The sequence below is a fragment of the Prauserella flavalba genome (genome assembly GCF_003202235.1).
Taxonomy (GTDB): Bacteria; Actinomycetota; Actinomycetes; order Mycobacteriales; family Pseudonocardiaceae; genus Prauserella_A; species Prauserella_A flavalba.
The window spans coordinates 170,908-195,601 of the sequence record NZ_MASU01000006.1; the positions used below are offsets into that span (position 1 = coordinate 170,908).

The window sequence follows — 24,694 nt, forward strand, 5'->3', positions numbered from 1 at the left end:
CACATGTTCGACACAGTTCTGGTCGCCAACCGCGGGGAGATCGCCGTCCGCGTCATCGGCACGTTGCGGCGCATGGGGATCCGCTCGGTCGCCGTCTACAGCGATGCCGACGCCGGGGCGCGGCACGTGCGGGAGGCCGACGCCGCCGTGCGGATCGGCCCGGCCGAGGCGGCGAGGAGCTACCTGTCCCTGCCCGACGTAGTGCGTGCCGCGGTGGAGTCCGGGGCGCAGGCCGTGCACCCGGGCTACGGCTTCCTCTCCGAGAACGCCGCGTTCGCGAAGGCCTGCGAGGAGGCAGGCCTGGTGTTCGTCGGCCCGCCCGTGAGCGCGATCGACGCGATGGGCGACAAGATCCGCGCCAAGGCCACGGTCTCGGCCGCCGGCGTTCCCGTCGTTCCCGGCGAGTCCGGTGTGGACACTGTGGGCGACATCGCCGCCGCCGCCGAGCGGGTCGGCTACCCGGTGCTGCTCAAGCCCTCCGCTGGCGGTGGCGGCAAGGGCATGCGGCTGGTGACGGAGCCCGGCGAGCTGGCCGAGGCCGTCGAGTCCGCGCAGCGCGAGGCCAGGGGCGCGTTCGGCGACGACCGGCTGCTGGTCGAGCGGTTCGTGGAGAGCCCGCGGCACATCGAGATCCAGGTGCTGGCCGATGCGCACGGCAACGTGATCCACCTCGGCGAGCGCGAGTGCAGCCTGCAGCGGCGGCACCAGAAGATCATCGAGGAGGCTCCGTCGGCGCTGCTGGACGAGGCGACGCGGGAGCGGATGGGTTCCTCGGCCGTGGAGGCCGCCCGCTCGGTCGGCTACGTCGGCGCCGGCACGGTCGAGTTCATCGTTTCCTCGGCCCGGCCGGACGAGTTCTTCTTCCTGGAGATGAACACGCGGCTGCAGGTGGAGCACCCGGTGACCGAACTGGTGACGGGCCTCGACCTGGTCGAGTGGCAGCTGCGCGTCGCGGCGGGGGAGCCGCTGGGCGTGAGCCAGCAGGACGTCCGCCTCGAAGGCCACGCCGTGGAAGCCCGCGTCTACGCCGAAGATCCCACGCGCGGCTTCATCCCCACGGGCGGCACGGTGCTCGGGCTCGCGGAGCCGTCGGGCACCGGCGTGCGCGTGGACTCCGGGCTCTCCGAGGGCAGCGTGGTCGGCTCCAACTACGATCCGATGCTCGCGAAGGTGATCGCGTGGGGCCCCGACCGCGCCTCGGCGCTGCACCGGCTCGACCGGGCGCTCGCCGACACCGCGGTGCTCGGCGTGCACACCAACGTCGCGTTCCTCCGCGCGTTGCTGCAGGACCCCGACGTGCGGGCGGGCGACCTCGACACCGGGCTCGTGGAACGCAAGCTGTCCGCGCTCGTGTCCGACGGCGTGCCCGGCGACTTCCTCGTCGCGGGCGCGCTCGACCGCCTGCTGGCGCTGTACCCGAGCGGTCCCGTGGTGGACCCCTGGGACGTGCCGAGCGGCTGGCGGCTCGGCGCGAGCGCGAGCGTGACGTTCCGGCTGCGGGCCGAGCAGACCGAGTCGCTCGTGCGCGTGGAGGGCTCCCCCGAGGACGCGCGCGTGAGCATCGGCGACGCCGAGCCCGTCGAGGCATCGGCCGAGCGCACCGCGGCGGGGCTCGCCATGCGCCACGACGGCGAGTACCTGCGCTACCGGCGCGCCGAGTCGCCGGACGGCACGGTGTGGCTCGCCCGTGAGGGCCGCGGCGTCGCGCTCGGCGAGCGGCCGAACCTGCTGGCTTCCCACGCCGAGGACGCAGAGGCCGGACCCGTCACGAGCCCCATGCCCGGCACGGTGCTCGTGGTCAAGGTCGCCAAGGGCGACGTCGTGGCGGCGGGAGCGCCGCTGCTCGTCGTCGAGGCCATGAAGATGGAGCACACCATCACCGCGCCGGTCGACGGCGTCGTCACCGAACTCCACGTCCAGGCAGGCCAGCAGGTCGCGCTGGACGAGGCACTCGCCCTGGTCACCCCCGAGGAGCACGCATCATGATCGACTTCAGGCTCGACGACGAGTACGAGGCCCTGCGCAAGACCGTCCACGACTTCGCGCAGAACGAGGTGTCGCCGGTGATCGGCGGCTACTACGAGCGCGAGGAGTTCCCGTACCCGCTCGTCGCGAAGATGGGCGAGATGGGCCTGTTCGGCCTGCCCTTCCCTGAGGAGTACGGCGGCATGGGCGGCGACTACTTCGCACTGTGCCTCGCGTTGGAGGAGTTGGCGCGCGTCGACTCGTCCGTGGCGGTGACGCTGGAGGCCGGCGTCTCGCTCGGCGCGATGCCGATCTACCGCTTCGGCTCCGCCGAGCAGAAACGCGAGTGGCTGCCCGCCCTGTGCTCGGGTGAGGCGCTCGGTGGGTTCGGGCTCACCGAGCCGGGTGGCGGCTCCGACGCGGGCGCCACGCGCACCACGGCCAAGCTCGACAACGGAGAATGGGTGATCAACGGCAGCAAGGCGTTCATCACCAACTCCGGCACCGACATCACGCGTCTGGTGACCATCACGGCCATCACGGGCGAGGCAGGCGGGCGCAAGGAGATCTCGGCGATCATCGTGCCGTCGGGCACGCCCGGGTTCACGGTGGCGCCGAAGTACTCGAAGGTCGGCTGGAACGCCTCCGACACGCACGAGCTGGCGTTCTCCGACTGCCGCGTGCCCGAGGAGAACCTCGTGGGCGAGCGCGGGCGCGGCTACGCGCAGTTCCTGTCCATTCTGGATGAAGGCAGGATCGCGATCGCCGCGCTGGGCGTCGGACTCGCGCAGGGCTGTGTGGACGAGTGCCTGCGCTACGTCGGCGAGCGCGAGGCGTTCGGCAACAAGATCGGCTCCTACCAGGCGATCCAGTTCAAGATCGCCGACATGGAGCTGCGCGCGCACACCGCGCGGCTGGCGTACTACGAGGCGGCCTCGAAGATGCTGCGCGGCGAGCCGTTCAAGAAGGAGGCGGCGATCGCCAAGCTGGCGTCGTCCAACGCGGCGATGGACAACTCCCGCGACGCGACGCAGATCTTCGGCGGCTACGGCTTCATGAACGAGTTCGCCGTGGGCCGGTTCTACCGCGACGCGAAGATCCTCGAGGTCGGCGAGGGTACGAGCGAGGTGCAGCGCATGCTCATCGCGAGGGAACTCGGCCTGCGCTGAGTCCCCCCTCGACCGCAATGAAGGCCACCTTGCCTGCGTTCAACGCAGTGAAGGTGGCCTTCACTGCGGACGGGGTGGCCCCTGCCGGCCGTGGGGCGGGTTGGGCGCCGCGTATCCTCATCGCGCTATGACGGAACCGACGATCCGGCCCGGCGTCGCCGCCGACGCCGGCCTCCTGCTGGCGATGTTCGACGGCGCGGTCGCGTGGCTCACCGAGCGTGGCCGGGAGGGTCAGTGGGGCTCGACGCCGTGGTCGCAGGACCCGAAGCGCGTCGAGCGCGTCAACGGCATGGCCAGCGGCGGCAAACTGCTGATCGCCGAGCTCGACGGCGACGCCGCGGGCGCGCTCATCCTCACCGAGCAGCCGCCCGCCCACATCCCACCGGTCACCGAGCGCGAGCTCTACATCGACCTGCTGATCACCGCGCGACGGCACACCGGGCGGGGCGTCGGCTCCTTCCTGCTCCGCCACGCGCGGGACGAGGCACGCAGGCGCGGCATCGGCCTCGTGCGCGTCGACTGCTGGGCCGGTGGTGACGGTGCGCTCGTGCGCTACTACACCGGGCAGGGATTCACGCCCACTGAGCGGTTCCACGTGGGGGACTGGACCGGCCAGGTCTTCGAGGACCGGCTCGACGGCGCGGGCGTGGGTTAACGTATCCCTGGCAGGCCGAGGGGAGACGCGATGACATCACCGACATCACCGCCCGCGCGACTGGTGTCGGCGGCGTCCAACGTGGCGGCGAAGGTGCTGCGGGGCGGTGTCGCCGACCTGCGCCCGGTGCCGAGGGTGCTCATCGACCAGGGGCCCAACCGGTCGGTCTACCGGCTCACCGGCACCGGCGGCGGACGTGCGCCCTCCGGGCCTCCCGTGCTGCTCGTGCCACCGCTGGCCGCACCCGCGCTGTGCTTCGACCTGCGCCGCGGCTGCAGCCTCGCCGAGCACCTCGTGGAGGGCGGCAGGCGGACCTACCTCGTCGACTACGGCAACGTCGCGTTCTCCGACCGGCGCCTCGGCATCGAACACTGGATCGAGGAGGTGCTGCCCAGGGCGATCCGCAAGGTCAGCGCCGACTCCGGCGGCCAGGGCGTGCACGTCGTCGCGTGGTGCCTCGGCGGCATCTTCTCCCTGCTCACCACGGCCGACCAGCCGAAGCTGCCGGTCGAGTCGATCACCACCATCGCGTCGCCCTTCGACTTCACGGCCATCCCGCTGGTGGCGCCGTTCCGGCCGCTCGTGGAGTTCACCGGAGGGCACCTGCTCACGCCGTTCTACCGGGCCCTCGGCGGGGCACCGTCCTATTTGGTCAGCAAGGTCTTCAGGGCGACGGGCTTCAACAAGGAGATCACCAAGCCGCTCGCGATCCTGCGCAACCTCGACGACCGCGACTTCCTCGCCCAGATCGAGGCCGTCGACCATTTCATGGACAACATGATCGCCTACCCCGGCCGGACGTTCGGCCAGCTCTACCACCGGTTCTTCCGCGCCAACGACCTCGCGGAGGGCAGCGTGGACCTCGGCGGCAGGGTGATCTCGCTCTCCGGCGTCAAGGTCCCCACGCTCGTGATCGCGGGCGAGAACGACACGATCGCGCCGCGGCGCGCCGTCGAGCGGCTGGTCGGCCTGCTGGACAACGCGCCGCAGGTGCGGTTCGAGGTCGCTCCCGGCGGGCACCTCGGCGTGCTGACGGGCCGCAGGGCGCGCGGGACGACGTGGCGCTACGTCGACTCGTTCCTCGACGCGCAGTTGACCTCCAGTTAGCTGGAGGTTGCAGGCTGGCGGAATGAGCCCAGCACCCATCATCGAGGACCGCTCCGAGCACGAGGCCGACCTCGCGGAGATCAGGCAGATCATCGCCGACACCGAGACCGCCTACAACACCAACGACGCCGACCTGCTGACCGCGCACTTCGCCCGCAATGCGACGGTCGTGAACGCCTTGGGCGTGCGGCTGTCCGGCCGGGACGCCCTGCTCGAGGCCAACCGCGCGGGGCTGGCGGGGTTCCTGCGCGACCAGTACGCGAGCTACGAACTGTTCGATGTCCTGTTCGTCCGGCCCGATGTCGCGCTCGCGCACAAGGGTGCGCGGGCGACGGACGCCACGGGGGAGCTGATCGATCTGGACCACGCGATGGTCGCCCTGTACGTGCTGGTGAAGGAGGACGGCCGCTGGTGGGTGATCGCGAGGCAGAACACCCTCGTACCGGAGAAGACGGGGTAGACTGGCGCGCATGACCATCCGCCGCGAGTGGTGGTGGCTGTCCTAGGACGGCCACCACTTCCGCATGCGCGAAATCCGGGCCGTCTTCGTACGGCCCCCGCGGCGGATCCGCGTTCCCGGCCGGCTCGAAGACCGCCCCTGACCTCGAAGGGGTAGCCATGACCGGCATCCGGGTGCTGACGGGCGACCGGCCCACCGGACCGCTCCACATCGGACATTACTTCGGCAGCCTGCGTAACCGGGTCCGCCTGCAAGGGCAGGGCGCCGACCTGTTCGTCGTGATCGCCGACTACCAGGTGCTCACCGACCGCGACGTCGCCGAGAACCTCCAGGAGTACGTGGAGGAACTGCTGCTCGACTACCTCGCGGTGGGCATCGACCCTGCCGCGAGCACGATCTTCACCCACAGCCACGTCGCGTCGCTCAACCAGCTCCTGCTGCCGCTGCTGAGTCTCGTGAGCGTCGCGGAGCTGCGGCGAAACCCGACCGTGAAGGACGAGATCGCGGCGAGCAGGCAGGCACGTGTCAGCGGGCTGATGTTCACTTACCCCGTGCACCAGGCGGCCGACATCCTGTTCTGCGGCGCCGATGTCGTGCCGGTAGGCCAGGACCAGCTGCCGCACCTGGAGCTGACCCGGCTGCTCGCCCGCCGGTTCAACGAGCGCTACGGGCAGCTGTTCACCGAGCCCGAGGCGCTGCTCGGGGAGGCGCCGGCCCTGCTCGGCGTCGACGGCAGGAAGATGAGCAAGAGCAGGGAAAACGCGATCGCGCTCGGTGCGGGCGAGGACGAGACGGCGAACCTGATCCGGCGGGCGAAGACCGACGCGGAGCGCGTGATTACCTACGAGCCGGAGCGCAGGCCCGAGGTGTCGAGCCTGGTGCTGCTGGCCGCGCTGTGCCAGGACCGCCGACCCGAGGACGTGGCCGAGGAGGTGGGCGACGGCGGTGCGGGACGGCTCAAGGCCGTGGTCACCGAGGCGCTCAACGAGCACCTGCGGCCGATCCGGGCGAGGCGCGCCGAGCTCGCCCGTGACCGCGGTGAGTTGCGCCGGATCCTGTGCGCGGGCAACGAGAAGGCGAACGCGGTCGCGGACCGCACGCTCGAGGCCGTCCGTGACCGCATGGGGATGGTCTACAGCTAGCTCTCCTGCCAGGCGCGCTGGGAGCGGGTGATGATCTCGAGTGCGGTTCTGAACGTCCGGTAGGTCTGCTCGCCCAGCTCCTCGCGGTGCCGCTGTTCGATCGCCGCGAGGATGGCGCGGGCCTTGGCGACCTCGTCCAGACCGATCCCGAGCCGAACGCGGGGTGCCCGGCACCCCGCGTTCCGCTCTGCTTACTGCTGGGCCCGCAGGGCCGCCAGCTGCTGTTCGAACGGGATCACCTCGTCCGTGGCGTGACTCGTGGCCGGCCTGCCCGCCATGAGCTCGGCCAGTTCCCCCGCCGCGCGGGCGATGCGGCCGGAGAGCCCCTCGGCGTCGGCCGCGCCCCAGTCCTCGGCCGCGGCGTAGACGGCCGTGGGCACGACCACCGCCCGCAGGTAGGCGAACATCGGGCGCAGGGCGTGTTCCAGCGCGAGCGAGTGGCGGGGCGTGCCGCCGGTCGCCGCGATCAGCACGGGCTTGCCGGTGAGCGCGGTGTTGTCCACGACGTCGAAGAACGACTTGAACAGCCCGCTGTAGGAGGCGGTGAAGATCGGGGTGACGGCGATGAGCGCGTCGGCCGCCGTCACCGCCTCCAGCTCGGCGTTCAGTGCGGGGCTGGGGAAGCCGGTGACGAAGTTGTTGGCGATGTCCACGGCCAGCTCGCGCAGCTCGATCACGTGGACGTCCACCCCACGGCCCTCGTCGGCGAGCTGCCTGGTGACGGCCTCGCCGAGCCGGTCGGACAGCAGCCGCGTGGACGACGGCTGGGTGAGCCCGGCCGTGACGACCACCAGCTTCAGCGGGTTCATCGTGCCTCCACGGGGACCTCGTCGGGCTTGTTGGCGAGCAGCGACTCGTGCGTGGGCGCGTCCGGGACCTCGGCAGGCCGGTTCTTCGCGAACTCCTTCCGCAGCACGGGAACCACCTCCTCGCCCAGGATGTCCAGCTGCTCGAGGACGGTCTTGAGCGGCAGGCCGGCGTGGTCCATCAGGAACAGCTGGCGCTGGTAGTCGCCGAAGTACTCGCGGAAGGTGAGCGTCTTGTCGATCACCTGCTGCGGGCTGCCGACGGTCAGCGGCGTCTGCTCGGTGAAGTCCTCCAGCGAAGGGCCGTGACCGTACACCGGCGCGTTGTCGAAGTAGGGACGGAACTCGCGCACCGCGTCCTGGCTGTTCTTGCGCATGAACACCTGCCCGCCGAGCCCGACGATCGCCTGCTCGGGCGTTCCGTGGCCGTAGTGGGCGTAGCGCTCGCGGTAGAGGCCGATGAGGCGCATGTAGTGCTCCTTCGGCCAGAAGATGTTGTTGGCGAAGAAGCCGTCGCCGTAGTAGGCGGCCTGCTCCGCGATCTCCGGGCTGCGGATGGAGCCGTGCCAGACGAACGGCGGAACGCCGTCGAGCGGGCGCGGGGTCGAGGTGAAGCCCTGGAGTGGGGTGCGGAAGCGGCCCTTCCAGTCGACGACGTCCTTGCGCCAGAGTTCGTGCAGCAGGGCGTAGTTCTCGATGGCGAGCGGGATGCCCTGGCGGATGTCCTGCCCGAACCAGGGGTAGACGGGACCGGTGTTGCCGCGGCCCATCATCACGTCGACGCGGCCGTCGGCGAGGTGCTGGAGCATGGCGAAGTCCTCGGCGATCTTCACCGGGTCGTTGGTGGTGATCAGCGTGGTGGACGTGGAGAGGATCAGCCGCTCGGTGCGCGCGGCGATGTAGCCGAGCATCGTCGTGGGCGAGGACGGCACGAAGGGCGGGTTGTGGTGCTCACCGGTGGCGAAGACGTCGAGCCCGACCTCCTCGGCCTTGAGCGCGATGCGGACCATCGCCTTGATGCGCTCGTACTCGGTCGGCGTCGTGCCGTTGGTGGGATCGGTCGTGACGTCGCCGACGGTGAAGATCCCGAACTGCATCCCAATCACCTTGCTCGGAAGTAGTTGCTTGCTCAACTACCTACCCTAACGGCAAGGTGGCCGGAGGTATTCCTTGGCTGAGGGTGGGTTCCTGACCTGCAGTGAAGGCCACCTTCACTGCGTTGAACGCAGGCAAGGTGGCCTTCACTGCAGAGGGAGGCTTGTGGCTACCTCAGCTCCGCGCTCGTCTTTCCCAGGAGCCTGCGGGCGACGATGAGTTGCTGGATCTGCTGCGTGCCTTCGAAGATGTCCAGGATCTTGCGGCCGGTCAGCGGCCACCTGGCGAATTGAGCTAGAAACCGCCTCTGACCTGCGCAGACGTTTGCCGTCGTTTCTCGCGGCTACTCGCCTCTGCTCGACCTCCCACGGCCTGGAGACGGCCTGGCGCGAGCCTGCCCAGCTCACCCCGTCCACCCCGACATGAAGCCGAACACGCGGCCGGTGGTGCCGTGTCAAGGGTCGAAGATCGCGCAGCGACGCGCCAGCGCCCTTGACGCGGTGCGACCGGCCGTTGTCACGATCCGGCGTCGGGGCGGAGGGAGCCCGTAACGGATCACTCGCAGTGAGCGACCGACGAGATACGACGCTGATGAGGGGACTGGGGCTTGCTCGACGTGGACATGCGCGCCGCTGGCGGCTGGCGACCCGTGCCGGGCGTTGCGGGCCGCACCGGCCGGCCGCCGGGCGTAGCGGAGCGGGAGCCCGGTGTGCCGGGATGGGTGCGGCCCGCCGCCCGAGCACGATGTCGCGAGGCGACGTGCGCGCCGCCGTCGGCGGCGCGCCTTGATCCCATAGAGCCAAATTCGGCAAGGAATTATCATGTAACCCGATCGCGAGGTGGCTTCACGTTGAGCGACGAGGCGAAAGTCAGTAGTGCGCCCTCAGAGAACGAGATAGAAACACTCGTGCGCTGCTTCCATCTCGGAGACTTCATTGAGCTGGGGTTCTTCGATCATGAATACGATCCGCCTCGGGCGTTGACCTCGCAGATCAAGTTGACGCGGCTTGGAGCTCGGATTGCGAACCAGGAGAAAGGCGGAAGTGTTGGGCTTCACGAATCTCAGCTTGCCGTATTTCTAAACGGTTGGTCAGGGGCTGACATACTTATCGATCTAGAAGCCATCGACGTCGAGGCCCTTCGCGCGCATATCTCATCTGAGATAAAGAGGAAGAAGATAGTACTTCCGTGGGTTTATGGTAGGCGAATATACGACCTAATAGCCGATTCGGCTTTTCATGGTCACATTAGGCCAAGTTACGACGAAAGCAAGTCGCTTTTGGCGGATCTGCCGCAAGGTGTGTTTCAGCTGGGCCCCTATGTGTCCGGTCCGTATGGGTTGCTCGAGACGAAATACTGGCGAGACATTCCGCCGCCGTATGCTTTGCCTGGGTTTCATTGTGAAGAGATCGACTGTCACTCGGTTCATCCTATCTACTTGACATCCGGAGAGTGCAATTTAGAGAAGTCTACAGAGCAGATTAGAAAAAAGCTTTCGAAGAAGCATCAAAGGAATGAAGAATTTTTAGATGCCGTCACTAGATTCCTTGCAGCTAAGGTGCCGCCGTTCTCCTGGTCGCATAATGGTAGCCTCCCCTATTTCTTATTAGATTGCTTTACGACTGATGAGATTAGGTTGCTCCTTACTTCGCTTCTTGATTCTACGAATGGGAGCTTGAGGCGGCAGATTCGTGAGTCGATCGATATCGAAGTTCGTTCTGCGGCAGAGTTCGCGGCAAGTCTTGATGAAGCTCAACTACTGCAGATTACGTTGCTCGCTTCGGATAGGCAGATACATACCTGCTTGAATCGACTTATTCGAACGAGGGGAATTGAGATCCCAGCGGGAGAAGTTAGGAGTGCCCGTATAAGACAGGATGGATCAGGGCCGATGGATATCCGGCTGCAAGCTTCCGCTCTGGGGGTTCGGTACTCGCCACCGGAGGGGTTGATTCAACTTCGTCTCCGACAGCTAGTCTCTGCAATTTTCGCGCCTGGCGACCAAGATTCGACGAACAGAATTCGTTGGGCTCTTAGAAGATTCGAAGGGGATACGGCTGAGAAAAAGCTCTCTGTGGCGATGTCGGATGAGCCGCCACTGTCGATAGTAAGGAAGTTGATTGTTGCGGATGAAAAGGCATGTACTACGGTCCTCGAGCTTCTTGATCTCTCTCCGGAGCTGATTTCTAATCTGAGTGATGACGACATATGTGCGATTATATCTTGGCATATCGGATTCGATGATCAAAGCTCCGACGAGGCGCTAGTACATTTCCGTCGAAACCTCAGCGAAGTGCAAAGGATCGCGAGAAGTCTCCCGGCGCGGCTTGATAGAAAAGACGCGAGCGAGATTAGGGGTGATGCTAGTCAGCTATTTGTTAGTCTTGAGGAAGTACTTAAGGTTGTGCTATGTTTCACTGGTTGGGCGCTAATAAACGATCACTATGGTCAAGGCGCAGAGTTTGAATACTCGAAGGGCATTGCAAGCCAGTTTATGGACACGTGGCTGAAGGCTAGGCGGGTCAAGGTGGAATCCGATGCAATAGAGAATATGGCATTGGGTGATTTGTTGACCTGTTTTAGTGCTCTGGGCAATTTCTTTGCTGAGGCGTCGAGGAATTCCGATGGTCACAAAAGACCTGTTGCAGAGTGGCCGCGGACAATTAGAGAGGTAAGTTCACCTTTTGAGTTTCCCTTCCAATCCAGGATCCCTTTCCTTGATCTGGAAGAGAGTGCTCGTGACATGATTGCGCAAACCTTAAGGTCTGTTGTGAAAGGGCTCAATTCTGCTGGTGTTCTTTCTGTGCGTAACGGGTTCATGCACCACAATGAAGAGGTGCCGACGAGAGATGACATCTTGCGGTCGGCGGCCGAGGTTGATATTCGAGTGAGTGAACTGGTCAACATGGGGCTTTATCCATTGACCTTCTCAATGTACTCGACAGACGTTGACATGTATGGTCGTCGACGTGTCCTGATGCGATCAGATGGTGGCCCCGAGGTTTGGCTGAAGCGGCCTAGTATTGTTCATCTTTCCGGTTTTCCGAGCGTTGGCGAGCGGCAAGTCCTAGTCGTTGGAGCGGTGCTGCGGACGGGTGATGAGCCGCTACGTTTTCGAGCGGTAAGCGACTCGGCATATCGAGAATTCTGGCGCAATTTTCCGAGGCGCCCGGCGCGTCGCGTCGAGCATTCGTTGTCAAATCCACTGGTTTCCTTTGGTTCCACTAACCTAATTTAAGAGTGTGTGCTCACAGATTCTTGGTTAGCTTGGTTACTTCAGCCGAGATGCTCGGCGTTGTCGCAGTGATAGAGGTTGTGCTGAAACAGTATTTTTTCCCCGTGCTATCTGTGAGAGCTGCGCCGGATTCCTTGGACAAGAGGGCTCCTGCAGCCATGTCCCAGGGCTTGTTGCTGAGGATCACGCACGCATCAGTGCGGCCTTCGGCTACCCAGGCGAGATCTAACGACGCCGCACCGAACATGCGCACACGCTCGACGTTCTCGGCCAACGCCTGCGTGACGGCGAATCGGCGGCGGTTCTTCTCGGCTGCTCCTTCGCCAGTGGCGTAGTCGCCGATGGAGACGATGGCGCGGTTTAGGTCGGTGGTTTCGCTGGCGTGGATGGGTTTGTCGTTGCAGTACGCTCCGCCGCCTTTGGTGGCGTGGTAGCGCAGGTTGAGGAACGGCGCGACGATGACGCCCACGACGGGTTCGCCTCGGTGGACCAGGGCTAGCGAGGTGGCGCAGAGTGGGATGCCGTGGGTGAAGTTCGAGGTGCCGTCGATGGGGTCGAGGGCCCACACGTACTCGGTGCTCTCATCGATGCTGCCGCCGCCTTCCTCTTCGCCGAGGAAGTCGATGTCCGGGGTTGCGCGGCGTAGGTGGTCTTGGATCTCGTGTTGGATCTTGACGTCCAGCTCGGTCACGTAGTCGCGGTCACCCTTGGCGCGGACGGCCCCCGGCGCTGAGGTCGTCATGAACTTCGCGCCGATGTCGGCGGCTTCCTGCGCGATCGTGAGCAGGTCGTTCAGGTCCTTCACGTGGTGACCTCCGTGCTACGCGCCCACATCGACTCGAACACCTGCGAGAACGTCTCGAACAGGCCCGGTGGTCCAGGCTGCTTCTCGATCACCAGCGTCGGGGACTCGACCCCGCGGGCATCTGGCAGGTAGGGCTGTACAACGCAGGTGGCGTCATCGATCACGGTGATGTTGAACCGCACGGCCTCGTCGTAGGTGCGGATGCGCAGGTTCCCCCGCGCCTCGGGCGAGAGCTTGCCTTGGAGGCGCTGCAACGTCTGGATGTTCAGCGTGGTGAGCGTGGAGAGCACGCCCTGGGGGTGCGACTCCTCCTGCTCGCGCTCGGTGATATAGCGGCCGGCCGGGTCGAGGAACAGGCACTGGACCACGGTCCCCGATTCGAGCAGGTCTAGTAGCGATCGGTCGGGGTAGCTCTGGCACAGCAGGTTGAGCGAGAGGCCGACCATGTTGATCTGCTCGGCTCCGTCGAAGAGCTTGTGCGGTGGGATCTCGTGCGAGAACGCGGGTCGGCTCGGGAACACGGCGGTCACGTCGGCCATGCCCTGCGCGGTTGGCTGTGCTGCCTTTGCCGGGCGGCCCGTGCCGGTCGAGGCTGGGGGCTCGGGTACGAACTCGATGCCCCCTGTGTGCTCCTGGAAGAGCTGTTCGGCCGTCCAGCCGGGCAACATCGCTTCCAGTATCCGGCAGTGGTGTGCGTACGGCAGGCCCTGGATATCGCGAGAGAGCCAACGGTAGAACTGCGCCTTGCTCGGCCAGCTCCCGACAAGATCGGGCTCAATCTGCTTCGCGAGCTTGTCGTACTCCTTGCAGAACGCGCGGTGCCCTTGCAGGTGCCGCTGCCGCAGCAGGACCTTCAGCACGATCGGCTTGTCGGCCATCGACTCATCCCCCGTGACGTCGGTGAAGAGACGACCGTACCACTCGGATGAGACAAAGACGAGACTTGACGAGAGTTAGAAGTTCGAGACGCGACATGCGCGGTGTCGTGACGGGACCCACACCTGACCGAATCTAGGAGTGTGCCGCCGAACCGTGCGGCCGGACGGAGACAGGAAAGGGTCACAACAGCTATGGCGATCCCCAAGGGGTACCGATTCCCGATCGAGTTCGATGACGCGTTCCCGCAGGGGCTGGTGATGGTCGGTGAGGTGTCGCCGGACAACGAGTACCAGTCGCGTGAGGACCGTGCGATGGGCAAGCCTGCCCGGCAGCGCATCGATGAGGTGACCGGCAAGCGGCAGTGGAAGGTCACGGTCACCGACCCGACCGAGCCGAACGCCAAGCGGGCGTCCTACGAGGTCACGTTGCTGGCTGATGTGCAGCCGGTGCCGACGACCCCGGAGGCGCTGCCGGGTATGCGGCCGATCGAATTGGCCGGGCTGACCGCTGAGCCGCGCGTGGCGGGCAACGGTGAGTTCAAGTACCAGTCCTACGTGTTCCGGGCGACCGGCTTCAAAAACGCCGCTGCCGGTGGCGGCCGGTCGGCTCAGTCCGGGAAGTCGTCCGCTCCGGCGGGCGAGTCCGCTGCCAAGGCCGCGTGAGCGCGCGGTAACGCCTGACTGGAGGCGTCGTGATGGTGGCGAAGAAGTTGGTCCGGGCTTGGGAAGAGGCGTACCGGCGCTACGGCGCGGCCTCGGATCTGGCGGCCCGGACTCGTGAGGTGGACGCGGCGACGGCTCAGGAGATGGCTTCGGCTTCCTGGGCCGTCGCGGCCGCCTGGCGAAGCATCGCCGGTGATCCGGAGTTGTCCTGGTGGATGTTGGCGGCGCTGGAATCGGCGGCGCAGGCGTTCGAGGAGCAGGCGCAGGACTGGCAGGCGCGCTCGGCCGCTCGCTCGTGCGGGATGGCCTCCGTACGGCCGCCCGAACGGGCTGGCGCTCGTCGGCGCGGGTGAGCGTGATGGACATGAGCAAAGGGGTGAATCGGTGAGTCAGGAAGGGTGGCGGCTGGCGAAGCAGGCGCGCACGTTGATGCAGGCACACGAAGCGCTCAGCGCGCTGATGCCGGGTGAGGACGCTTCGCCTGCGGCACGGCTGGAGTTCTACCGGCGCAGTGCGGCGGTGTACGCGGCGGTCGCGGAGATCGACCGGGGCCACCACCACGAGGCGCTGTACTGGGCGGAGCGTGAGCAACGGAGAGCGGAGGCGCTGGCGCAACGGTAGCAAACCGAGACGCCGAAGAAAACAACAAAGTCCACTATAGACAATCAACGCACGCTGGGTCGTGCGGCGATGAAGCACGTCCTGAAAACGGAACTTTGAACCATAAGGCGCAGAAGCGGAACCTGGCTACCAACCTTGCCGCTCCTGCGCTGTCCACACCAGACGGAGTAGACATTGGCAACCATAGACAACGATCGCCGATCGATGTCAACCCGGGTCACCCGGATGCGATGCGAATCATGCAAGCGGTTCGCCCGGCTGGCCCCTGGCGACAAGAAATGCGCGGCCTGCGCTGGTCGCCTTCCCCTCGACGTCCCGAGCGGGGATCGAGGTGAGGCCCGATGAGCGTGCACGGTTCGCGTTGGGCCGACCCGGCACCGCTGGAGATCTCCCGGCCTCGCCTGCCGTGGTGGACCCTCCTGCCGCGCTGGGTCAAGTACCTCATCGCGCCGTTCGTGTTCACCTGGCTTGTGTGCTGGCTGCTGTTGCAGCTCGGCCGGGTGCTCTGGCGCTACCCGCTGACAGTCACGGTCGCGGTGCTCGTCGGCTGGCTCCAGGCCACGGCGGGGCACTGGGTTCTGGCTTTCACACTGCTGGCCGTCGTCCTGGTGCTTGCGTTGTGGCGCTGGCGGCATGCCTCGTCGTTCGACCGCTTCGTGGCACCGCAGCCGCGCACGGAGTTTCGCCGGTTCTCGGTGTACGCGTGCCAGTGGCGCACGGTGATGCGGCTGTCGGACCTGGTGAAGACCAGCCGGGGCAAGGAGTACCGACCGAAGCTCGGGTGGGTGCGCTCAGAGGGCTGGCGTGATCGGGTGCGCGTGCGGATGGTGAAGGGGCAGGCACCCGAACAGTGGGAGCTGCGGGCCTCGGGTCTGGCTCACGCGTTCAAGGCCAAGTCGTGCCGGGTGCGGGTGCGCAAGCCGGGTCGGCTCGAACTCGACCTGGTGCACCGGGATCCGCTCGTGCGGCCGGTTCCCGTGCCCGCGCTCACCGACGATGCGGCCAGCGTGGATCTGAAGCGCGTGACGGTGGGCCGGACGGAGACCGGCAAGCCGTGGCGGGTTCGGCTGCTCGGCACGCACCTGCTGACCGTGGGTGTCTCGGGTGCGGGCAAGGGCTCGCTGCTGTGGTCGATCGTGTGGGCGCTCGCGCCGTTGATCCGCAGTGGCCGCGTTCGGCTGGCGGGGATCGACCCCAAGGGCGGCATGGAGCTCGGCCAAGCTCCGGAGGTGTTCAGCCGGGTCGTGTTCGACAACGGCCCTGATGCCGTAGCGCTGCTGGAAGAGATCGCGGCCACCGTAAAGGAACGCGCGACCCGGTACCGAGGCAGATTGCGGGCGTGGACCCCAGAGACGGGCGACCCGTTCATCCTGCTCGTGGTCGACGAGCTGGCCGACGTGATCGCCTACCAAACCGACAAGGGCCTGCGAGAGCGGGCAAGCCGGGCCGTGCAGACCATCACGAGTCAGGGCCGTGCCCCCGGCGTGTGCGTGCTCGGTCTGCTCCAGGACCCGCGCAAGGAGGTCATCAGCTTCCGGCACCTGTTCTCCACGCGCATCGCGATGCGGCTGGACGAGAAGGCGCAGGTCGACATGGTGCTTGGCGATGGCGTGCGGGAACGTGGGGCGACGGCGCATGAGATCTCCGAGCACACGCCCGGTGTCGGCTGGGCCAAGGAAGAGGGACGACGGGAACCGTTCCGGGCACGGGCCTTCCACGTCACAGACACCGACCTGGATGAGCTGGTCACCTATGTGACCGGGGTGCCGGTCCACCGTGCTGACGTGCTGGCCTTCCCCACACCGCAGGACGGGTCGCAGAGCGGGGGTGTTGCGGCATGACCGAGGTCGCTTCGTTCCCTGCCGATGTCGCGGGGCAGACCCGTGCGCAGCGGATGCGGCAGCCGCTCTCGGCCGAGGTCATCAAGGCCACGGCGGAGAAGCACGGCGTGTGTGTCCGGCCTTTCACGATGGAGGTGGGCGATCCGGACACCGGTGAGTTGCGGTACGTCGCTGTGCCGTGCGGGTCCACGGTCGAGTCGGTGTGCGCTCCGTGCGCGAAGAAGGCCAAGGCGCTGCGGATGGTGCAGTGCCGGGAAGGCTGGCACCTGACCGAGGAACCGGACTTCACCCCGGAGCCACCGACCCGCCAGCAGACCGAGCTGCTCGAGTTCCGGGCCGATCTCGTGCACGCCTATCGGCAGGCCCTGGCCGAGGGCGTCGAGTGCGATGCGGAGGAGCTGCGCGAAGAGATCCGGGGCGTCGACGAAGAACTTCGGCAACTCGGCATGCGGGGTCGGCTGCCCTCGCCGGAGCCTCCGGGCAAGAGGCCGGCCAAGCGCTCCACGAAGCGGCGGCAGGATGCCCCGGACCTGCCTACCCGCAAGGTCGCCAAGACCACGGTGGGACGCGAGTACGCAGGGAAGTTCCGGCCGTCCATGTTCGTCACGCTCACCTGTGACACCTATGGGCGAGTGCGGGAGGACGGCACACCCGTTGACCCGGCGAGCTACGACTATCGACGGGCGGCGCGGGATGCGGTGCATTTCTCGTCGCTGGTGGACCGGTGGTGGCAGAACCTGCGTCGGGTCGTCGGCTGGGACGTGCAGTACTTCGCGACGGTCGAGCCGCAGAAGCGGACGGCCCCGCACCTGCACGCCGCTATCCGGGGATCGATTTCGCACGAGGTCATCCGGCAGGTCACCGCGGCCACCTACCACCAAGTCTGGTGGCCTGCGCATGATTGGCTCGTCTACGACGGCGACCAGGTGCCCGTCTGGGACTCGCGTACGGCCTGCTTCGTGGACCCGGCCACGCGGCGTCCGTTGACAGAGTGGCACGACGCCGTGGAAGCCGTGGAGGAACCGGCGCATGTGGTCACCTTCGGGCGGCAGGTGCACTCCAAGGGCATCCTCGGCGGCACCGAGGAAGCCGGGCGGCACATCGGCTACCTGACCAAGTACCTCACCAAGTCCACGGGCGAGGTCGTCGAGGCCACCAGCAACCGGCAACGGGATCACCACGACCGGCTACACGCGGAGCTGGCGATCACCCCGTGCTCGCCCCGGTGCGCGGTCTGGCTGCTCTACGGCATCCAACCCGTGGGCGCGAACCCCAAGACCGTGCCCGGCAGGTGCAAGGGCCGGGCACATCGGCGCACCACCCTTGGCCTGCCCGGACGGCGGGTGCTCGTGTCGCGCAAGTGGTCCGGCAAGTCGCTGGCCGACCACAAGGCCGACCGCAAGCGGTTCGTGCGGGACATGCTCGCCGGAGTCGGCATCGAGAAACCGGAGGAAGACACCTCCCGACTGATCTGGCGCAAGGTCGCGCCTGGTGACCAGCAGGTTCCGCCGAGGGCTCATCTGCTCATGCACGCGATCGCCGAACGGGTCACGTGGAAGGCCGAGTACGACCGGGCGCTACTCGCCGCACAAGGGCCACCAGGTGCGCCAGAAACTTCGGCAATTCAGCAGGCGGCTTGATGACAGGGGGAACGTGATGGGCACGGTGTCGAAATTCGAGCGGCTGTGGACGATCGAGGAGGTCTCCGACTACCTCGGCATCCCGGTGAAGACGCTCTACCAGTGGAAGTGGCGTGGTGAGGGTCCACCGGTCCGCAAGATCGGCCGTCACCTTCGCTACGACCCGGCCAAGGTGCGGGCCTGGGTTGACGGATCGGCGGAGGCGGCCTGATGGGACACATCCAGGACCGTTGGTTCCGGCCTGCTCGTGACCCGGAGACGGGCAAGATTCTGCTCGACGGGCGGAACAGGCCGGTCATGGAGCGCACCGAGCTGTACGGCAAGGGCAAGCGCTACAAGGTGCGCTACCTCGACCCGGACGGCGAGGAACGGTCGAAGTCCTTCCCGGACAAGCAGAAGAAGCGGGCCGAAGACTTCTTGATCGAGATGGAGTCGGACAAGCGGGAGGGCAAGTACGTCGATCCGCAGGCGGCGCGGAAGAAGTTCCGGCAGGTCGCCGAGAACTGGTTGATGGGGCAGTCACCGGACGCTGCCACGCGGGCCGTGCTGCGCAGCCGGTTGGAGAGCCAGATCTACCCGCGCTTCGGTGACCTGCGTATCGGGTCCATCAAGCCGTCCACGGTGCGCGAGTGGCTGGGATACCTCGACAGTCGGAAGTTCAGCGAGAACTACAAACTCGTGCTGTTCACGGTGCTGTCCGGTGTCCTGGACTCGGCCGTGGAGGACAAGCTTATCCGGGAGAACCCGTGCCGGGCCAAGACGGTGCGTCGCCCGGTCGGCCGGAGTCCAAAGGTCGTGGTGTGGCCGGAGGAGCGCGTGAGCACCGTGCGCGGCGGGCTGGAGGAGCGCTACTCCGTGATCGTGCCGCTCGGTGCGGGCCTCGGCCTGCGGCAAGGGGAAATCCTGGGCTTCTCGCCGGACGACCTCGATGATGACGAGATGACCGTGCACCTCCAGCGACAGATCCGGACCATCGGCCGGACGCTGGTGTTCGCGCCACCGAAGGGAGGCAAGACGCGGATCGTGCCCGTGTCGACAAGTGTCCTCGCGGAGATCCGCGATCACGAGTCTCGGTATCCGGCCGTTGCGGTCACGTTGCCGTGGCGGGAGCCGGAAGGTGAGCCGGTGACGGTGCGGTTGCTCATCACCGGTGAAGAGGGACGGCTTTACTCGGGTGACCTGTTCGCCAAGGTGGTGTGGCGGGGCGCGTTCCGGGAAGCCGAGCTGGTGTATCGCGGGCGCGCGGATGGGATGCACGCGCTGCGGCACTTCTACGCGTCGGTGCTGCTCTCGCAGGGCGTGTCCATCAAGGAGCTGGCCGACTACCTCGGGCACGCCGACCCCGGGTTCACCCTACGGACCTACACGCATTTGGTGCCGTCCAGCCACGAGCGCGCTCGGGTGGCCGTCGACGGAGTGTTCGGACGGCCTGAGCCGAATGACGGCCTACAGGCGGCCTGATCATGAAACCAGGATTCGTGATGCTCCGAGAGAAGGAAACCGCCCGTTCACTGCGAGACACAGTGGACGGGCGGTTTCCCTTGCTGCGTAAGCTACTTCAGCTCGGCGGAGGTCTTTCCGAGAAGGCGACGGGCCACGATCAGTTGCTGGATTTGTTGCGTGCCTTCGAAGATGTCCAGGATCTTCGCATCGCGGCTCCACTTTTCCAGCAGGAGTTCCTCCGTGTAGCCCAGCGTGCCCGCCAGTTCGACGCAGCGGAGCGTGATGTCGACCACCGAGCGGCCCGCCTTCGCCTTCGCCATCGACGCCTGCAGTGAGTTCGGCTTGCGGTTGTCCGCCATCCACGCCGATTCCAGCGCCAGCAGGTACGCCGCCTCGTAGTCGGCCTCCAGCTGCAGATAGGTGGCCGCTGCCGCGTGTTGCGTGTTCGCCGGCTTGTCGTAGTCCACCTTCACGCCCGCCTCGGCCAGCAGGCGCCCCGTCTCCTCCAGCGCCGCCCTCGCCACGCCGATCGCCATCGCGGCCACGAGCGGGCGGGTGTTGTCGAAGGTCTGCATGACCCCGGCGAAGCCCTTGCTCGTGTCGATCTCCGGCGTCCCCAGCAGATTTTCCCGGGGTACCCGGCAGTTCTCGAACCGCAGCACCGCCGTGTCCGACGCCCTGATGCCGAGTTTGTGCTCCAGCCGCACGACCTCGAAACCGGGTGTGCCCTTCTCGACCACGAACGACTTGATCGCCGCGCGGCCCTTCGACTTGTCCAGGGTGGCCCAGACCACCACGGCGTCGGCTCGCTGGCCCGCGGTCACGAAGATCTTCTCGCCGTTCAGCACGTACTCGTCGCCGTCGAGCGTCGCGGTCGCCGTGATCGCGGCCGAGTCGGAGCCACAACCCGGCTCCGTGATCGCCATCGCCGCCCACATGCCCGCGAAGCGCTGCAACTGCTCGTCGTTGGCGACCGACGCGATCGCCGCGTTGCCGAGACCCTGCCTTGGCATCGACAGCAGCAGCGCCACGTCGCCCCAGCACATCTCGATCGCGCCGAGCACCGTGCTCAGGTTGCCGCCGTTGCGATTGCCCTTCGTGTCGTCGTCCTTGCGCCGCACACCGGCAGCGCCCGCGCCGCCCTCACCCGAGGAGTTGAGTCCGTCGAGCAGCGCCGCCAGCATGTCCAGCTCCGCCGGGTACGAGTGCTCGGCGCGGTCGTACTTACGCGAAATGGGCCGGAAGACCTCGGCCGCGGCCTGGTACGCCTGGTTGACCAGCGTCTGGGCCTTCTTCGGAATCTCGAGATTGATCACTGCAGCCCCTTAGAGAAGAACAACGCCTTCGAGCACGCCGATCGCGCGCAGGTCCCGGTACCAGCGCTCGACGGGGTGCTCCTTCACGAAGCCGTGCCCGCCAAGCAGCTGCACGCCCGCGCTGCCGATCTGCATGCCCTTGTCGGTCGCGAGCTTGCGCGCCAGCGCGACCTCCCGCGCGTACGGCTTGCCCTGCTCGGCCCTCGCCGCCGCCTTCAGCGTCACCAGGCGCAGGCCCTCGAGCTCGATCGCGATGTCGGCCACCTGGAACGCCACGCCCTGACGGTGGCTCACCGGCTCGCCGAACGCCTGCCGCTCGTTGACGTAGGGGATCACGTAGTCGAGCACGGCCTTGCCGGTGCCGCACGCGAGCGCCGCCCAGCCGAGCCGCGAGAGGCGCACGACGTCGGCGAAGGCGTCCGGCTTGCCGCCGCCGAGCAGCGCGCCCGCCGGCAGGTTCACCTTGTCCAGCAACAACTTCCCGGTCGCCGCGCCCCGCAGGCCCATCGCGGGCTCTGCCTCGATGCTCACGCCCTCGCTGGACGACTCGATGATGAACAGCGCGGGGCCGCGGCCCTCCAGATCGGCGGACACGACGAACAGCTCCGCCTGTGCCGCGCGCGGAACGAGCGACTTCGCGCCGTCGAGCCGGTAGCCCTTCGGGGTGCGCCTGGCCGTGACCGAGGGCTTGAACGGGTCGAACAGCGCGGTCCGCTCCTGAAGGGCCAGTGCCGCCGCGGGCACGTTCTCGCCGACGAACGACGGCAGGTAGGTCGCCTGTTGATCCTCGTCGCCCCACTGCACGAGGGCGGTGCTGACGGCGGAGGGGGCGAGCACCGCGACGGCCAGCCCCAGGTCGCCGTGCGCGAGCGCCTCGGCGACGAGCGCGTTGGTGACCACGGAGCGCTCGGTGCCGACCCCGCCCAGCTCCTCGGGGATGCCGACGAGCGTCACGCCCAGCTCGCTCGCGCGGCCGAGCAGACCGTCCGGTGGGGCCAGCTTCGTGTCGGCCTCGGCCGCGGCGGGCCGCAGCTGCTCGGCGGCGAACTCGCCGACCGTCTCGACGATCAGCTGCTGATCCTCGGTGGGCGTCAGGTCGAACAGCCCGGCGTCGGGGGCCGGCGCCAGCCTCGCGGGCTTGCCGAGCCGCGACGTCGCCTTGAACGCCCTGCTGGTGGCACCCACCGCGCGGAACCCGCCCCTGGTGGCGGCCGAGACGACGTTCTCGACGGGTTTGCGCAGGCCCGCACGCTCGATCGTCCTGCTGCCGGCCAGCCGCGTGAGCGCGGCGAGGCCCCATCCCATCGCATCGCGCTTGCGCTGCGGAGTCTGTCGGCTCACGGTCATCCCCTTCGCTACCTACTCGCGAGTAGGTTAACGCCTCGTGGGGGCCGCGCGCCAGAGGGCCCGCTCAGTGCGCGAGCAGGCGGGCGCGCCGCTGCGCGAGCACGACGCGCTCGAACGTCACGAGCGCCGCTGTGACCGCCGCGACCGCGGCGACGAGCGCGGCCGCGGGCAGCAGCTCCAGCGCGGGCGTCACGGCGAGCAGGAACGCGGCGACCGCGAGGCGCTGCACGTTCCAGCCGCCGAGGTTGCGCCTGCGCAGCGCGCTCAGCGCCACGAGATAGAGCGCGAGCCCGCCCGTCATCGCCCACAGCGCGACGCCGTGCAATGCCGCGCCGGGCGGGTAGTGCTCGGTGTCGGCCACGTAGAGCAGTGCCTTCTTCATCCCGAGCGCGAGCAGCACGATCCCGGCGACGAGTGGCAGGTGCAGGTACGTGTAGGAGTCGGTCGCCAGCCTGACGCGCTCCTCGCCGGTCGCGGTCGTGAGCCTGCGCTCCGCGACGTGAGCGACCACCCCGAAGTACAGCCACCACATGCCCGCCGACACCGACAGCGCGAGCCCCGAGGTGAGCAGCACCAGCCACGACATCGGCAGGGTGCTGATGCCGACGCCGATCGCCACGATCGACTCGCCCAGGGCGATGATCACCACGAGCCCGAAGCGTTCCGCGAAGTGTCCCGGCGCGGGCACCCGCCAGCCCCGCGCCCCCGCGACGTGCACGCCGACGTAGTCGATGCCGAGCGCGAGCACCCAGAGCCCGAGCTGCGTCCAGCCACCGGTGAACGCGGCACCGGCGAGGATGAGCGCGCCGCAGATGCCGGGCGCGGTGCTGCGCAGCACCACCGAGCGCAGCTCGGGATCCTCCCTCGCCGCCCCGAGGTAGGCCACCAGGTGCAGCAGCCGCACGAGCAGGTAGCAGACGGCGAACAGCAGCGGTGCGTACAGCCCGCCCTCGAAGTCCCCGAACGCCTCCGGAATGGTGAGCGCCATCAGCATGATCACCGTCATGGCGCCGAACAGCGCCCAGCGGGCGGCACCCTCGTCGGCGCGGACGGTGGTGCCGAGCCAGGCGTAGGCGCACCAGCACCACCACAGCACGGCGACCACGACGACTCCCTGGCCGAGCCCGAGCAGCGTGAGGTGATCGGACATCAGCTGCACGGTCTGCGTGATCGCGTAGACGAAGACGAGGTCGAAGAACAGCTCCAGGGTGGTCACCCGGTGGCCCTCGGTGACCGCGGTCAGGCGACGCGACGTCGGCATGCGGTCACAGTGACACGCATCACACGATCAGGGGAGAGTCGTTCGCCTCAGGCGATATCGAGCGCCGCCGACATGAGCGCGACGAGCTCGGCGGCGAGTCCCGGCCGCCCGCTGACGCGCCGGGTGCGCGTGAGGTCGTTGGCGATCGTCAGCGCCGCGTGCACGGTGATCTTGGCCTCGCGCTGGTTCAGCTCCGGGTGCGCCGCCTCCAGCAGCGAGACCCACCTGGCGACGTAGTCGCGCTGGATGCGCACGAGGTCGGTGCGGTCGCGGTCGTCGATGTGCACGCGGTCGACGGAGAACGACACCAGCAGCTCGGGCGGTCCCGTGAGCGTCTGCACGTAGGACTCGGCGAGCCCGCGCAGCGCCTGCCGCTCGTCCGACGGCGCCTCCGTCCGCAAGGCGTGGTCCGCGGCCAGCGCGAGCCGGTCGGCCGCCCTGCGGCCGATGGCGCCGAGCAGGCCCGCCTTGCTGGGAAAGTGCCGGTACACGCTCGGCCCCGCGATACCCGCGGCCTTGCCGATGTCCTCCATGCTCACGGCCGTGAAACCGCGCTTGCGGAAGAGCTCGGCCGCCGCGGTGAGCAGCTGTTCGCGACGCGACGGAGGGGTGAGCGGGGCGGGGGGTTCCGGCGCGGGTTCACCGTCGGGCTCCGGCAGGTCGGTGTGCAGCACCCGCAGCGCGATGTCCACGAGCAGCTGGCCGAACCGCCGCTTCGCGACGCTCGTGTGGTGCACCGACACGCTGCCGAACACCGACAGCACCGCCCAGCACAGCAGCTCGGCGTCGTCGGCGGCCAGCTCGGGCCGCACGCGCATGAGCAGCTTCGCCCACAGCGCGAGCATCGCCGTCGAGCGCTCGCGGACGGCCTGCTGGTCCTCGGCGCCGAGGTGGCGGCCCTCCCAGCGCCACAGCGCGGCGACCTCACGGCGCTCCACCGACTTGGTGGCGAGGCTGGTGAGCAGTGCCCTGATCTGTTCCGGCGTCGGCGTCTCGGCGAGCTCGAACGCGCCTTCGGTGGCGGTCTCCATCTCCTCGATGCCGCTGAGCAGCACGTGCCCGAGGATCGCCTGCTTGTCGGCGAAATGCCGGTACAGCGCGGGGCCGGTGACCCCGGCGGCTGCGGCGATGTCGTTGATGCCGACGCCGTGGTAGCCGCGGGCACGAAACAGCTCCGACGCGACCGCGGCCAGCTGGCTCTTCCGGTCGCGCGGGCGTTTGCTCTTGGGGGCTCGCTCGTTCATA

The 24,694-nt window shown here is 67.5% G+C and carries 22 protein-coding genes; 14 read left to right on the forward strand and 8 right to left on the reverse strand.

Features of this window, described 5'->3' with window-relative positions; genetic code table 11:
- Positions 1 to 3: 3 nt before the first annotated feature.
- The 6 genes from BA062_RS16830 to trpS all read left to right on the forward strand — a co-directional run bounded on the left by BA062_RS16830 (position 4) and on the right by trpS (position 6,498).
- The gene (locus BA062_RS16830; protein WP_110337707.1) at positions 4 to 1,986 is read left to right on the forward strand and encodes an acetyl/propionyl/methylcrotonyl-CoA carboxylase subunit alpha; all 1,983 of its coding nucleotides are present in this window, start codon (positions 4 to 6) and stop codon (positions 1,984 to 1,986) included.
- Positions 1,983 to 3,134, forward strand: coding sequence for an acyl-CoA dehydrogenase family protein (locus BA062_RS16835; RefSeq protein ID WP_110337709.1), 1,152 nt, complete (start codon positions 1,983 to 1,985; stop codon positions 3,132 to 3,134). The genes BA062_RS16830 and BA062_RS16835 overlap by 4 nt, the downstream gene beginning before the upstream one ends.
- 127 nt (positions 3,135 to 3,261) lie before the next feature.
- A complete protein-coding gene (locus BA062_RS16840) occupies positions 3,262 to 3,789 on the forward strand; it encodes a GNAT family N-acetyltransferase (protein WP_110337711.1) in 528 nt (175 codons plus the stop codon).
- Between the two features lie 30 nt (positions 3,790 to 3,819).
- A complete protein-coding gene (locus BA062_RS16845) occupies positions 3,820 to 4,896 on the forward strand; it encodes an alpha/beta fold hydrolase (protein WP_110337713.1) in 1,077 nt (358 codons plus the stop codon).
- Positions 4,897 to 4,918: 22 nt separating this feature from the next.
- Positions 4,919 to 5,356, forward strand: coding sequence for an SgcJ/EcaC family oxidoreductase (locus BA062_RS16850; RefSeq protein ID WP_110337715.1), 438 nt, complete (start codon positions 4,919 to 4,921; stop codon positions 5,354 to 5,356).
- A 158-nt stretch (positions 5,357 to 5,514) separates the two neighbouring features.
- Entirely contained in the window at positions 5,515 to 6,498 is a 984-nt protein-coding gene (trpS, locus tag BA062_RS16855) for a tryptophan--tRNA ligase (RefSeq protein WP_110337717.1), read from the forward strand.
- A 191-nt stretch (positions 6,499 to 6,689) separates the two neighbouring features.
- Here the strand turns inward: trpS and BA062_RS16860 are convergent, their stop codons facing one another.
- Both BA062_RS16860 and BA062_RS16865 read right to left on the reverse strand, forming a co-directional pair.
- Positions 6,690 to 7,307, reverse strand: a complete 618-nt coding sequence (locus BA062_RS16860) for an FMN reductase (protein ID WP_110337719.1) — start codon at positions 7,305 to 7,307, stop codon at positions 6,690 to 6,692.
- Positions 7,304 to 8,401 carry an LLM class flavin-dependent oxidoreductase gene (locus tag BA062_RS16865; RefSeq protein ID WP_110337721.1) on the reverse strand — a complete coding sequence of 366 codons (1,098 nt, stop codon included), beginning with the start codon at positions 8,399 to 8,401 and terminating at the stop codon, positions 7,304 to 7,306. Before BA062_RS16865 ends, BA062_RS16860 begins: the two co-directional genes overlap by 4 nt.
- A gap of 848 nt (positions 8,402 to 9,249) precedes the next feature.
- Between BA062_RS16865 and BA062_RS39530 the strand changes: the two genes are divergently transcribed.
- Positions 9,250 to 11,637 (forward strand): hypothetical protein, encoded by a 2,388-nt coding sequence (locus tag BA062_RS39530; protein WP_146240047.1) that lies wholly within the window; start codon positions 9,250 to 9,252, stop codon positions 11,635 to 11,637.
- Positions 11,638 to 11,647: 10 nt separating this feature from the next.
- On the opposite strand, the gene BA062_RS16870 is transcribed toward BA062_RS39530, so the two are convergent.
- Entirely contained in the window at positions 11,648 to 12,439 is a 792-nt protein-coding gene (locus BA062_RS16870; protein ID WP_110337723.1) for an inositol monophosphatase family protein, read from the reverse strand.
- The gene (locus BA062_RS16875) at positions 12,436 to 13,317 is read right to left on the reverse strand and encodes a DUF5919 domain-containing protein (protein WP_110337725.1); all 882 of its coding nucleotides are present in this window, start codon (positions 13,315 to 13,317) and stop codon (positions 12,436 to 12,438) included. Before BA062_RS16875 ends, BA062_RS16870 begins: the two co-directional genes overlap by 4 nt.
- A 192-nt stretch (positions 13,318 to 13,509) precedes the next feature.
- On the opposite strand from BA062_RS16875, the gene BA062_RS16880 reads away from it, so the two are divergent.
- From BA062_RS16880 to BA062_RS16910, 7 genes are all read left to right on the forward strand, one after another.
- Positions 13,510 to 13,980, forward strand: a complete 471-nt coding sequence (locus BA062_RS16880; RefSeq protein WP_110337727.1) for a hypothetical protein — start codon at positions 13,510 to 13,512, stop codon at positions 13,978 to 13,980.
- A 29-nt stretch (positions 13,981 to 14,009) separates the two neighbouring features.
- A complete protein-coding gene (locus BA062_RS16885) occupies positions 14,010 to 14,333 on the forward strand; it encodes a hypothetical protein (protein ID WP_110337729.1) in 324 nt (107 codons plus the stop codon).
- 31 nt (positions 14,334 to 14,364) lie between these two features.
- The gene (locus BA062_RS16890; protein ID WP_228714189.1) at positions 14,365 to 14,601 is read left to right on the forward strand and encodes an AMED_5909 family protein; all 237 of its coding nucleotides are present in this window, start codon (positions 14,365 to 14,367) and stop codon (positions 14,599 to 14,601) included.
- Positions 14,602 to 14,942: 341 nt separating this feature from the next.
- Positions 14,943 to 16,442, forward strand: a complete 1,500-nt coding sequence (locus BA062_RS16895) for an FtsK/SpoIIIE domain-containing protein (RefSeq protein WP_245959861.1) — start codon at positions 14,943 to 14,945, stop codon at positions 16,440 to 16,442.
- The gene (locus BA062_RS16900) at positions 16,439 to 18,082 is read left to right on the forward strand and encodes a replication initiator (protein WP_110337733.1); all 1,644 of its coding nucleotides are present in this window, start codon (positions 16,439 to 16,441) and stop codon (positions 18,080 to 18,082) included. The genes BA062_RS16895 and BA062_RS16900 overlap by 4 nt, the downstream gene beginning before the upstream one ends.
- A gap of 16 nt (positions 18,083 to 18,098) precedes the next feature.
- Positions 18,099 to 18,293: a helix-turn-helix transcriptional regulator gene (locus BA062_RS16905; RefSeq protein ID WP_110337735.1), complete on the forward strand. Its 195-nt coding sequence runs from the start codon at positions 18,099 to 18,101 to the stop codon at positions 18,291 to 18,293.
- Entirely contained in the window at positions 18,293 to 19,543 is a 1,251-nt protein-coding gene (locus tag BA062_RS16910; RefSeq protein ID WP_110337737.1) for a tyrosine-type recombinase/integrase, read from the forward strand. Before BA062_RS16905 ends, BA062_RS16910 begins: the two co-directional genes overlap by 1 nt.
- A gap of 92 nt (positions 19,544 to 19,635) precedes the next feature.
- Here BA062_RS16910 and BA062_RS16915 read toward each other — a convergent pair whose 3' ends face one another.
- The 4 genes from BA062_RS16915 to BA062_RS16930 all read right to left on the reverse strand — a co-directional run bounded on the left by BA062_RS16915 (position 19,636) and on the right by BA062_RS16930 (position 24,693).
- Positions 19,636 to 20,841, reverse strand: coding sequence for an acyl-CoA dehydrogenase family protein (locus BA062_RS16915; protein ID WP_110337739.1), 1,206 nt, complete (start codon positions 20,839 to 20,841; stop codon positions 19,636 to 19,638).
- Between the two features lie 9 nt (positions 20,842 to 20,850).
- Positions 20,851 to 22,146: an acyl-CoA dehydrogenase family protein gene (locus BA062_RS16920; protein ID WP_110338305.1), complete on the reverse strand. Its 1,296-nt coding sequence runs from the start codon at positions 22,144 to 22,146 to the stop codon at positions 20,851 to 20,853.
- 106 nt (positions 22,147 to 22,252) lie between these two features.
- A complete protein-coding gene (locus BA062_RS16925; RefSeq protein ID WP_110337741.1) occupies positions 22,253 to 23,449 on the reverse strand; it encodes a low temperature requirement protein A in 1,197 nt (398 codons plus the stop codon).
- Between the two features lie 47 nt (positions 23,450 to 23,496).
- Complete coding sequence (locus BA062_RS16930) at positions 23,497 to 24,693, reverse strand: TetR/AcrR family transcriptional regulator (RefSeq protein WP_110337743.1); 1,197 nt, start codon at positions 24,691 to 24,693, stop codon at positions 23,497 to 23,499.
- Between the last annotated feature and the right edge of the window lies 1 nt (position 24,694).